The organism is Tahibacter caeni, from assembly GCF_024609805.1.
GTDB classification, from domain to species: Bacteria; Pseudomonadota; Gammaproteobacteria; order Xanthomonadales; family Rhodanobacteraceae; genus Tahibacter; species Tahibacter caeni.
Genome location: NZ_JANFVR010000160.1, coordinates 1 through 10,705 on the forward strand (window position 1 = coordinate 1; position 10,705 = coordinate 10,705).

Below are 10,705 nucleotides of genomic sequence, written 5' to 3' on the forward strand. Positions count from 1 at the left end.
ACACGCGCGCGGCCGGCGAAGACTACGCGTGCGGCGAGCTCGCGCTGCGTGCCGGCCAGCGCCTGACGCCGGCGCGGCTCGGCAGCCTGGCCTCGTTCGGCTGGACCGAGGTCGACGTGCGCCGCGCGCCGCGCGCGGTGCTGCTGACCACCGGCGACGAAGTCGTCCTGCCCGGCGAGCCGCTGGGCTACGGCCAGATCTACAACTCCAACCGCGACAGTCTCTCGGCCATGCTGCGATCCGCCGGTGTGACCGTGGTGCGCCACGAGCACCTGCGCGACGATCCCGGCGCGCTGCGCGCCGCGCTGCGCCGCGCGGCAGCCGAGGCCGATCTGATCGTGAGCTCCGGCGGCGTCTCGGCCGGCGAAGCCGATTTCATGCCTCGCGTGCTCGCCGAGGTCGGCACGGTGGATTTCTGGAAAGTGCGCATGAAGCCCGGCATGCCGCTGTTGTTCGGCGCTGTCGGCGACGCGCTGCTGTTCGCGTTGCCGGGCAATCCCGTGTCGGGCATCGCGACCTTCGAGGTGTTCGTGCGTCCGCTGCTCGAGGTCTGGGCCGGCCGCGATCCGGATGCGCGGCCGCGCTGGCGTGCGCGGCTGAGCGAAGCCTTGCGCAAGTCGCACCGGCGCAGCGAATTCCTGCGCGCCTCGCGCGAATGCCGCGACGACGGCACGCTCTGGGTGAAGCCGTTCGCGCGCCAGGGATCGGGCCTGCTGCACGGCGTCGCCGAAGCCGACTGCCTCATCGCGATCGGCGAGGAGCCCGTGTCACTCGATGCCGGTGCAGTCGTCGACATTCTGCCGCTCGGCTGAGTCCGGGCGGTGGCTGCGGAGAGCGTCGAAGGCGCGGCGGCCCGGCACGTCGGCGCGTGCCGGATACCGCCACGACCTGCACCGGCGCCCTCGAGGCGCCCGTTCCACGCCGGTGGCCGACTGCCGTCACGCGGCGTGCCGCGGCGGGTTTATCGTTGAAACGGGATTGACGCAGTGAGGAATGCCATGGCCATGCCGTTACGCGATCAGTTGCTGGCCGACCTGCGCGGCCGCATCGAGGAAGTCACCGCCGAGACGGCCGCACGCGAGCTCGCCGCCGGCGCCGTGCTCGTCGACGTGCGCGACGATGCCGAGCGCGCGCCGGGCACGCCGCAGGGAGCGCTGGGCCTGTCGCGCGGCTTCCTCGAACTGCGCATCGCCGAGGCCGTGCCGGATCGCGCGGCGCGCGTGCTCGCGCTCTGCGGCAGCGGCCAGCGCTCGCTGTTCGCAGCCGATACCCTGCAGCGGCTCGGCTACGCCAACGTCGCTTCGGTCGCCGGCGGCTATGCGGCCTGGCTAGCGGCCGGACTGCCGGTGCAGCGCGGCGGGCTCGACGCGGACAGCGCCGAGCGCTACTCGCGGCATCTGCTGCTGCCCGAGGTCGGCGTCGACGGGCAGGCCAGGCTCGGCGCCGCGCGCGTCGTGCTGATCGGCGCCGGCGGTCTGGGTTCGCCGGCGGCGCTTTACCTCGCAGCGGCCGGCGTCGGCCGACTGCGGCTGATCGACGACGACCGCGTCGAGCGCTCGAACCTGCAGCGCCAGGTCGTGCATGCGGACGCGCGCGTGGGCATGCGCAAGACCGAGTCGGCGCGCCTGGCGCTGGCCGCGCTGAATCCGCGCATCGACGTCGAATGCGTGAACGAGCGCCTGCTCGCCGCCAACGTCGAGGACTGCCTGGCCGGCGCCGACGTGGTCATCGACGGCGCCGACAATTTCCCGACGCGCTATCTGCTCGACGCGGCCTGCCGCCGTCTCGCGCTGCCGCTGGTCTACGGCGCGATCCACCGCTTCACCGGACAGGTCAGCGTGTTCGATGCGCGCCGCGGCGATTCGCCGTGCTATCGCTGCCTGTTCCCCGAACCGCCGAGCGCCGCCGAGGCGCCGAACTGCGCCGAAGCCGGCGTGCTCGGCGTGCTGCCCGGCGTCATCGGCCTGCTGCAGGCGACCGAGGCGATCAAGCTGCTGCTGCAGCGCGGCGACCCGCTGGTCGGCCGGCTGCTCTGCTACGACGCGCTCGCCGCGAGCTTCCGCGAGCTGCGCCTGGGCCGCGATCAGGCCTGTCCGGGCTGCGGCCGCGATGCGTTCTTCCCTGGTTACGAGGATATCGCGCAGATCTGCGCGAGCGCCTAGTTTCCTGTCCCGCCGGTAAGCATCGAACAATTTCGGCGTCTTTCGCCCGATAAGCCATTGCCGCTCGTCGCCGTAGCGGCGCTACGCCTCTTCAGCGTCTGTCTTGCGGGGAAATCCGTCCGAAATTTCTTGGCCGCACCAGCAAGACACGGGCAGTGCGTCGTCGCTTCGCGTTCGACTCAGTCTGCGGCGCCGTGCAGTCGGCGATGAAAGGCTTCGCGGTGTTTTTCGCAGACGCGCTCGCCCATTCGAGGTGGTCGGCGATGTGGTCGAAGCCGGGATCGAAAGCGAATGCGTGGTGCGTGTAGCGCGCCTTGTCGGCCAGCGTACGTGGCTCCAGCGAACGAATCGTTTCCACGAGCTCGGCATATTCCTGGGCGTCGATTTCGAACGGTTTCCAGGTGGCGCCAGGGCTCATGCCGCCCTGGCTGCCGCCGCTGGCGAAGATCTGGTTGCAGACTTGCAGCGGCGGAAAGACGCCGCAGGCGGCGAAATAGGGTATGTCGTAGACCAGAACGCTGAGCTCGGCGTGTCGGCGCTGGGGCCGTGGCCAGGTGAACTCGTGTCGCTGATAGCGAATCGTGCGCATGGATTCCCGCCGTGTCCGGATCCGGCTCGACGTGGTGCCGGGGCGTCTGCGCCGCATGGAAGCCACGGCACGCCGGCCGGGTCTGCACGGCGACCGGCCGTCGCGGCTGTCACTGTCGTTGACGCAGCGTAGCGGATCGGGCGGCACAATTTCGATGCCCCGGACCGCCGCCGGAAACGGCGGCGGTGCGGCATCGGGGAAACGCTACGGAATCACGAGCCCGGATTCGTGTTGAAGCCGCGGTCGATGATGTTCTGCGCCTCGCTGCGTGCGCGATTCTTCATGGCCGTCGTCGTGCGCGTGCCGGCGACGCGGAACCACCAGAGATAGAGCACCTGGTACATGTTCGCGCCCTCGTAGGCCCAGTTGGTGTCGCAGGAGGCCTTGCGCGGGCAGCCCGTGCCGCCGTTGTGCGACTTGCCGCCGGCATGCCGCGCCTCGTGCAGGACGGTGCCGGCGCGCTCGACCACGACTTCGCCGTAGAAGAACGGCCATTTCAGCACGGTGCGGTTGTCCTGCAGGCCGGTGTAGGTCGTCGCGCGCGCACCGGTGTTCTTGTCGCCGGAGCCGCAGCGGCCGTCGAGCTCGTCGATCTTCGTCGCGGAATACGGATACCCCCAGCGCAGCGCGTTGCCGCTGAAGTCGCCCGTCGACGTCGCGTAGTCCTGGGCCGAATAGGCGAGCAGATAGAGCGCGTTGAAGGTCCGCGCGAGCGGCTGGTTCACGTTGCACGGATCGTCGTAGCCGAAACCGTCGTCCCAGTCGCCCTTGTCGAAGTCGAAATGATTCCAGAACTGGTCGATGAAGCGCTGCTCGCAGACCGAGGCGATGTAGAAATTGTCGCCGCTGTCGTTGTTGTTGCCGGGCTGGTAGACGCAGGTGTCGGCGAGCGCGGCGCCGGCCGTCGCGCACAGGCCGGCCACCGCAAGGCGGGAAAGAAGCGTGTTCATGGCGCACCTCGAAGAGTGAGTGGTCGGATCAGCGTTTCGGATTCGCGCGCGGCGGCTCGCCCTCGGGCTTGCGGCGCTTGTCGATCTCGAATTTCTCCGGCATCGCGGGATGCGGAACGCTCTTGACGTCGGTGGTTTCCAGCGAGATCAGGCTGCGCCGTTCGGCCGGGATGACGCGCTCCAGGCGCGCGGCACGGCTGCGGCGCTCTTCGGGAGCGGCTGCAGCGGCGAGATAGCCGCGGATCGCTGCGCGCTGTATGCCGATGTGCGGGCTCCCGGCCAGCTCCAGCAGCGGCGACTCGGCCGCCTTGCTCTTGCCGGCCAGTTCGCCGAGCGCCTCGACCGCGTTGACGCGGATCTGCAGTTCCTCGTCGATCGAACTGCGTTCGGCGTCATTCTTGTAGCGCTCGGCCGGAATCGCGCTCGTGGCGATGCTGGCGAGGGTCGCGGCCGCTTCCGGGTTGTGCAGTTCGCGCAGGGTCTCGACCAGCGCCCAGCGCCGGAAGTAGTCGTCCACGGGCGTGCGCGCATACGCGTTCGCGAGCAGCTTGACGACCTCGGGACCTTTCTCGCGCAGCGCGCGCAGCGAAGCCTGGTAGGCGTTCTCGGCGTCCTGGTATTTCTGCTGCGCATCGGTGCCCACGCCGACCATGGCCAGCATGTGCGCGCGCAGCAAATCGCCGAGCGGGCCCCGCGGAAACGTGGTGTCGGTGGCCGCCGGCGTGCCGGGCCGTGCCGTGTCGGTGGTTTCCCTGGCGTCGCCGCGCAGCAGCTCCTTGCCGGTCTTGAGCTCGATCGGATTTTCGGGCGGGTGTCTGGCGGTCTGGGCCATGAGGCCCAGCGGCAGGCAGGCGCAGCAGGCGCCGAAGGCGAGTCCCAGCCAAGCGGTGTTCATGGTCGACCTCATTGTGCAGGCGTAGCGACGCCGCGCATGCAGCGTCTACGGCGAAAGGGAGTGCACGCGTCGCGCCGATTCGCTTGCGCGCGACCGACGCGGCCGGTTTGCTGCGGCGCCGCCGGATGACGGACGGCGCGGATGTGCCAGGCAGGGCGGGGCGCCGCAGCGTGGCGGCAGTATGCGCCGGGGCGGTTGCGGGGCCATCGGAGAGTGATGCGATTTTGTATAGGATTTTTCGGATTCCCGTATCGGAAAAATCCTGGATGCGGATCGCCGGTCCGGCCGTCGCGGCGGCGCGCCGGAACCGGCCGCGGCGCGGCGGCGCACGCGCCGTCGACGGCGATGACGGAAGAGCGGGCGCCGGCTCTTCGTTCTCCTCGACGCCGCTCCGGAAGCCGTCCCCTGAGGACCCATCGTCGGACTCGGTCCCCAGGACCAGGACCGCAGTGACTAGGGCGGTCGGCGGAACCGGTCGCGGCCGTGCGCCGCGTTCAATGGAAATTGCGCGCGGTCACGTCGATCTGCGGCAGCAGCCGCGACAGGTTCTGCAGGCGCTGCGCGACGAGATGGCAGACGCCATCGACGTGCTGCAGCTGGCCGTCGACGCGCAGCACGGTGGATTCGAGCAGCTCGCGGCGGTAGCGCAGCGCGACGCGTTCCCAGACCACGAGATTGACCGGACCGAATTCGTCTTCGAGCGTGACGAAGGTGACGCCGCCGGCTTCGGGCGGCCGCTGGCGCACCGTGACGAGTCCGGCCACGCAGGCCTGCGCGCCGTGGGGCCGCTCGCGCAGGCTGCGCGAATCGCCGATGCGCAGGCGGCGCAGCTCGCGCCGGATCAGGGCCAGCGGATGGCTTTCCAGGGAATAGCCCTGGGTCGCGTAGTCGGCCTCGACGTTCTCGGCCGTGCTCGGCGGCCGCAGGCGCACGTCGAGCTCGGCGCGCTGCGCGCCGGCCAGCAGCGGCGGCAGGCGTTCCGCGCCGGCGCTGTACCAGCGCGCGCGATGGCGATGGCCGGCCAGTTGCTGCAGCGCGCCGGCTTCGGCCAGGCGCTCGCTTTCGAATCGGTTCAGCGCGGCGCGCTGCACGAGATCGGCGACGTCGGCGAATGCGCGCGCCGCGCGCGCGTCGACGATGCGCGTCGCCAGGCTCTCGGATGCCCCCTTGAGCAGGCAGAAGCCCAGGCGCAAGGCATGACTGGTGCCGCAATGCTCCAGCGTGCACTGCCAGTGGCTTCGCGTCACGTCGATCGGGCGCACGGTCACGCCGTGGCGGCGCGCGTCCTGGATCAGCTGCGCCGGCGCGTAGAAGCCCATCGGCAGCGAATTGAGCAGGGCGCAGGTGAACACGGCCGGGTGGTGGCGCTTGATGTAGGACGACGCATAGGCCAGCAGCGCGAAACTCGCCGAATGCGATTCGGGAAAGCCGTAGCTGCCGAATCCCTTGATCTGGTTGAACAGGCCTTCGGCGTAGGCTTCGTAGCCCTGCGCGCGCATGCCGTCGAAGATTTCCTTCTGGAACTTTTCCACCGTGCCGTCGTGCTTCCACGAACCCATGGCGCGGCGCAGCTGGTCGGCGCGGCCCGGCGTGAAACCGGCGACGACCTGCACGAGCTTCATGACCTGTTCCTGGAAAATCGGCACGCCGTGGGTGCGTTCGAGGATGGCCTCGATGCGGTTCTTGCGTTCGGCGTTGCCGGCTTCGTTCTGCAGGGTGGATTCCGGATAGACGATGGGTTCCAGCCCTTTGCGCCGGCGCAGATACGGATGCACCATGCCGCCCTCGATCGGTCCGGGCCGCACGATCGCGATCTCGACGACGAGATCGTAGAAGTTCGCCGGCTTCAGCCGCGGCAGCATCGACATCTGCGCGCGCGATTCGATCTGGAACACGCCGACGGTGTCGGCTTTCTGGATCATGGCGTAGGTGTCGGCGTCCTCGGGCGGCAAGGTCGCCAGCTCGTAGTCGAGCCCGCAGTGTTCGCGCAGCAGGTCGAAGCAGCGGCGCAGGCAGGTCAGCATGCCGAGCGCGAGGCAGTCGACCTTGAGCAGGCGCAGCGATTCGAGGTCGTCCTTGTCCCACTGGATCACGGTGCGCTTGTCCATGCTCGCGTTCTCGACCGGCACGAGCGTGTGCAGCGGGTGCTCGGAGATCACGAAGCCGCCGACGTGCTGCGACAGATGCCGCGGCGAGCCGCGCAGCTCCTCGACCAGCGCGACGAGCTGGCGCACGAGGCGACTCGACGGATCGAAGCCGCATTCGCGCAGGCGCTGCACGAGCGGTATGTCGCCGTGGGCATGCGAATAGGCTTCGCTGAGCTGGTTGAGCTGGTCGTCACCGAGGCCCAGCGCGCGGCCGACGTCGCGCGCGGCGCTCTTGCGCCGGTACATGATCACGGTCGCGGCCAGCGCGGCGCGGTCTCGGCCGTATTTGTCGAACACGTACTGGATGACTTCCTCGCGCCGCTCGTGCTCGAAGTCCACGTCGATGTCCGGCGGCTCGTCGCGTTCCTCGGAGATGAAGCGCTCGAACAGCAGGTTGCTGCGCACCGGGTCGATCGAGGTGATGCCGAGGCAGTAGCAGACTGCCGAATTGGCCGCCGAGCCGCGGCCCTGGCACAGGATCGGCGGTGACCGCGTGCGCGCCCAGCGCACGATGTCGTGCACGGTCAGGAAGAAATGCTCGTACTTGAGCTTCTCGATCAGCGCGAGTTCGTCCTGCAACTGGCGCCGGTGGCGTTCCTCGATGCCGCCGGGCCAGCGTCCGGCGGCGCCGGCCCAGGTCAGCTCGCGCAGATGCTCGATCGGCCGCCGGCCGGCCGGCACGACTTCGTGCGGGTATTCGTAACGCACCGTATCGAGACGGAAGCGGCAGCGCCGCGCGATCGCGACGCCGGCCGCCAGCAGCTCGGGCGGATAGAGCCGCTGCAGCGCGGCCAGCGGCCGCAGATGGCGTTCGCCGTTCGGGAACAGCGCGGCGCCGGCCTGCTCGACCGTGGTGTTGAGCCGTATCGCCGTCATGATGTCCTGCAGCGCGCGGCGGCCGCGCTTGTGCATGTGCACGTCGCCGGCGGCGACCAGCGGCAGGGCCTGGCGCTGCGCGAGTGCCTGCAGCGCCTGCAGCCGCTGCGTATCGGTGCCGTCGCGATGCAGCTCGACGGCGATCCAGCAGCGCTGCGGAAAAAGCTGCCGCAGCCACTGCGCCTGGTCGTCGTGCCGGGCGTGGCCGTGCGCGGCGCCTGGGCCGATGCCGCCGGATGCCTGGTTTGCGGTCGCGCCGGATGCGGATGACGCGGCGGACGCCGTCGTCGCAACGAATGCGGAAGTGGTGTCCGATGCCGTTGCCGTTGCCGCTGCGGACGCGGCCGATGCGGCACGGGCGACATGGGACGCCGACGGGGCAGAGGCGGCATGGCCGGCCGACGGCGTCAGCGCCGGCAGCCAGAGCGCGAGCAGGCCGGCGCTGCTGTCTTCGAGGTCGTTGCGGCAGACGCGGTAGTCGCCTTTGTCGCTGCGCAGGCGTGCGCGCGTGATGATGCGGCAGAGATTGCTGTAGCCGGCCTGGTTTTCGACCAGCACCACGAGAGCAGGTCCGTCCAGCAGATGCAGTTCGCTGCCGATGATCAGCGGCAGGTCGTGGTCGCGCGAGGCGTTGAATGCGCGCACGATGCCGGCCAGCGAACATTCGTCGGTGATCGCGAGCGCCGCATAGCCGAGCTTTTTCGCGCGCTCGAACAACTCGTCGGCCGAGGAAGCGCCGCGCTGGAAGCTGAAGTCCGACAGGCAGTGCAGCTCCGCGTAGACGGCGTCCCCGGATTCGACCGCGGCTTCGTGCGGCGGCGAGTCGTCCGTTGCGCGACCGGCCGGAGGTGAACCGTGCTCCGAGACGGTACGCGATGCGAGCGAAACCGGCTTCTGCCCGACACCTGAGGTCGGTATCAGTGCCGCTGGCGATGCAGACGTCGGTGTCGATGCTGACTGCGGCGCCGGACCATCGAAGGCGCGGCCGGCCGGGGCCGGGCTGTGCTCCGTGGCGATCGGAGCGGATGCCGGTGTCGGTGACGACGGCCCAGACGTGGATGCCGGCGCCAGCATGCCGCTGCCATTGTCGTTGTCGTTGCCGCTAGCGACGTCGATGCCGCTGCGGCTGCCGCCGTCGTCGGCTTCGCTGCGGCCGTCGCGCACGCCGGCGGCAGCCTGCTGCGCCGCGCGGCGGCGTCGACGTTCGGCAAGATCGACGGGCTGGTCGCTCATGCGAACCAGCCGTGCAGCATCCAGCCTTCCGCGGCGCCGGCCGGCAGGAAGGCCCAGGCGCGCTGGCCGCTGGCGCAACGCACGACGTAATAGTCGCGGCGCACGTCGCCGCCGTCCCACCAGCCGCTTTCGATGCGTTCCGGACCCGACAGGATCTGCGTCAGCGGCTGGCGCAACGGAATCGGCTGCGGCAGCAGCCAGAGCGGCCGCGCGGCGCGGGGCACCGGATGGAGGCCGGGCGCGGTGGTCGTCGCAGGCGATGTGTTCGCTGCAGGAGCGGCATCGAGCGCGACGGTGGGTTGCCGTGTATTCACGGCGCGGCCGTCGCCGCGCGCCGCAACCGAGGAGGACGACGAGCCCGCCGCGTGCGCGGCACGGAATGCCGCAATGCAGGAGAACGGTGCCTCGGCTGCAGGATCGGCGTCGGGTGCCGCCGCCAGGGGCCGCGCGTCCGCCATGCTCTCGACGCGCGACCCCGTCGCGGAGCGGGCGATCGATGCCGTATCCGTCGACATGACGGCTGGCCCGGCACCTGCTGCCGTGGCGCTTGCGATCATGTCGGCGGCGTCGCGCTGCGAAACAATGGCCGATTCCTGTGCCGTTGCGGAGACCGCGGCTGACGCTCGCTGCGGCACTGCCGTTGCGGGGGGCGGCGGTTGCGATGGCGCAGACGGCGGTTCCGGCGATGTCGACGGGGATGGCGATGCGAACAGCGAGTCGGATGCCGGCTGCGCCGGGCCGGTCCCGTCGGTTCGTCGGGTTCGGCGGGGTCGGCCGGCGCGCGCCGGTTTGCCGTCGTCGCGCGTGAGCCTGGCCGGTTCGCGCGTTTCCGTGCCCGGCGCGACGAAGCGCCAGGCGCGTTCGGGACGGTGGTCGGCGACGCAGGCCAACTGCTGCAGCGCGTCGTCGCCGAGACGGCTGCGCAGACGCTCGGTCAGCGCGGGCCAGTCCAGGCCTTCGCTGCGCGCCGGCTCGAACAGGTCGCGATGGCCCGGGCGGAACGGCGGCAGGTCGTCGGCGATCAGCGCGATCGCGCTGACCTCGGCGCCGATGGCCGCGCGTTCGAGCCGGCCGCGGCAGAATTCGTACAGCGCGGCGGCCTCGCGCTGCACGCTGACGAGACCGACCGGCACGCGCGTCGCGGCGCGGTCTTCGTGTTCGAGACGCAGCTCGAAGCGCTGCACGCCGCCGTCGCGCACGAGCAGGTAGCGCGCGAGTTCGTTCACGAGCCGGCGCAGCGGGAACAGCAGCGGCTGCCAGTTGTCGACCGGCGCGTCGAGCTCGATGCGCCGCGCGAAGCGGTCCGGCGGCTGATACAGCGCGAGGCTTTCGACGGCCTCGCCGCGCAGCACGGCCAAGGTGTGCATGCCGGCAGGGCCGAGGCGCCGCGTGAGCTCCAGGCGCGGCACGCGCCAGAGATCGCGCAGCTCGCGAAAACCCATGCCCTGCAACTGCGCGACGCTCTGCGCCGGCAGGCCGCTCAGCGCGATCGGCGTGCGTTCCAGCGCCGTGCGCAGGGCCGCGTGCTGGCGCAGGGCGATCTGCTCGTAGACCAGCGCGAGCACGCGCGCCGCCGCTGCGATCGGCGCCACGCCGAGCCGGTAGGCGCCGAAGCCCAGGGTCTGCAGTTCCTCGTGCAATTGCCGCTGCAGCGCCGGCCAGCCTTTGAACAGGGTCAGGCTCGCGCCGACTTCGAGCCAGATCGTGTCGGGTTCGCCGCGGCTGACCTGCGCGCTGAAGCGATAGGCCCAGGTCGCCAGCAGTTCCAGCGCCTGGCGCTCGGCATCCGGCTCGCGCCGGCGCGCGTCGAGCTCGGCGCAGAGCGCCCGCGCCGTCGCGAGCACGAGCCCGGG

Annotated in this window: 7 protein-coding genes; 2 read left to right on the forward strand and 5 right to left on the reverse strand. The window is 70.6% G+C overall.

What is annotated here, in order from left to right; all coding sequences use genetic code 11:
• Positions 1 to 812 (forward strand): molybdopterin molybdotransferase MoeA (locus NON22_RS14125; RefSeq protein WP_257387584.1); only part of this gene is annotated, 812 nt, incomplete at its 5' end.
• A 186-nt stretch (positions 813 to 998) separates the two neighbouring features.
• A complete protein-coding gene (gene moeB / locus NON22_RS14130; RefSeq protein WP_257387585.1) occupies positions 999 to 2,162 on the forward strand; it encodes a molybdopterin-synthase adenylyltransferase MoeB in 1,164 nt (387 codons plus the stop codon).
• A gap of 91 nt (positions 2,163 to 2,253) precedes the next feature.
• On the opposite strand, the gene NON22_RS14135 is transcribed toward moeB, so the two are convergent.
• The 5 genes from NON22_RS14135 to NON22_RS14155 all read right to left on the reverse strand — a co-directional run bounded on the left by NON22_RS14135 (position 2,254) and on the right by NON22_RS14155 (position 10,696).
• Entirely contained in the window at positions 2,254 to 2,751 is a 498-nt protein-coding gene (locus NON22_RS14135; RefSeq protein WP_257387586.1) for a hypothetical protein, read from the reverse strand.
• Between the two features lie 212 nt (positions 2,752 to 2,963).
• A complete protein-coding gene (locus NON22_RS14140) occupies positions 2,964 to 3,701 on the reverse strand; it encodes a hypothetical protein (protein ID WP_257387587.1) in 738 nt (245 codons plus the stop codon).
• Positions 3,702 to 3,729: 28 nt separating this feature from the next.
• Positions 3,730 to 4,596 carry a HEAT repeat domain-containing protein gene (locus NON22_RS14145; protein WP_257387588.1) on the reverse strand — a complete coding sequence of 289 codons (867 nt, stop codon included), beginning with the start codon at positions 4,594 to 4,596 and terminating at the stop codon, positions 3,730 to 3,732.
• 494 nt (positions 4,597 to 5,090) lie between these two features.
• Positions 5,091 to 8,852 carry an error-prone DNA polymerase gene (locus NON22_RS14150; protein WP_257387589.1) on the reverse strand — a complete coding sequence of 1,254 codons (3,762 nt, stop codon included), beginning with the start codon at positions 8,850 to 8,852 and terminating at the stop codon, positions 5,091 to 5,093.
• Positions 8,849 to 10,696: a hypothetical protein gene (locus NON22_RS14155; RefSeq protein ID WP_257387590.1), complete on the reverse strand. Its 1,848-nt coding sequence runs from the start codon at positions 10,694 to 10,696 to the stop codon at positions 8,849 to 8,851. The genes NON22_RS14150 and NON22_RS14155 overlap by 4 nt, the downstream gene beginning before the upstream one ends.
• Positions 10,697 to 10,705 lie beyond the last annotated feature (9 nt).

Coding starts and splice junctions, on each gene's coding strand:
- moeB (WP_257387585.1), top strand. CDS start 999: ATGGCCATGCCGTTACGCGATCAGTTGCTGGCCGACCTGCGCGGCCGC.
- NON22_RS14140 (WP_257387587.1), bottom strand. CDS start 3,701: ATGAACACGCTTCTTTCCCGCCTTGCGGTGGCCGGCCTGTGCGCGACG.
- NON22_RS14145 (WP_257387588.1), bottom strand. CDS start 4,596: ATGAACACCGCTTGGCTGGGACTCGCCTTCGGCGCCTGCTGCGCCTGC.
- NON22_RS14150 (WP_257387589.1), bottom strand. CDS start 8,852: ATGAGCGACCAGCCCGTCGATCTTGCCGAACGTCGACGCCGCCGCGCG.
- NON22_RS14135 (WP_257387586.1), bottom strand. CDS start 2,751: ATGCGCACGATTCGCTATCAGCGACACGAGTTCACCTGGCCACGGCCC.